Source organism: Streptomyces sp. SP18CS02, from assembly GCF_036322365.1.
Lineage (GTDB): Bacteria > Actinomycetota > Actinomycetes > Streptomycetales > Streptomycetaceae > Streptomyces.
Genome location: NZ_JAQYXC010000097.1, coordinates 1 through 360, shown reverse-complemented (window position 1 = coordinate 360; position 360 = coordinate 1). Strand labels below are relative to the sequence as shown.

At 54.7% G+C, this 360-nt stretch carries 2 rRNA genes; both read left to right on the top strand.

The window, feature by feature from the left end:
- Positions 1–120, top strand: a 23S ribosomal RNA gene (locus PUR26_RS00815); the annotation flags it as partial.
- A 73-nt stretch (positions 121–193) separates the two neighbouring features.
- A 5S ribosomal RNA gene (rrf, locus tag PUR26_RS00810) occupies positions 194–310 on the top strand.
- Positions 311–360: the final 50 nt, after the last annotated feature.

The window sequence follows — 360 nt, the reverse complement described above, 5'->3', positions numbered from 1 at the left end:
AGTATTCCCACCTCCTTGAGAGGGTAAGGCTCCCAGTAGACGACTGGGTTGATAGGCCGGATATGGAAGCACCGCAAGGTGTGGAGTTGACCGGTACTAATAGGCCGAGGGCTTGTCCTCAGTTGCTCGCGTCCACTGTGTTAGTTCTGAAGTAACGAACTCCCTTTGCTGGTTGAGTTCAACTTTATAGTGTTTCGGTGGTCATAGCGTTAGGGAAACGCCCGGTTACATTCCGAACCCGGAAGCTAAGCCTTTCAGCGCCGATGGTACTGCAGGGGGGACCCTGTGGGAGAGTAGGACGCCGCCGAACAATTATTGTGGGAAAGCCCCGCACCTTATGGTGCGGGGCTTTCCTGCGTT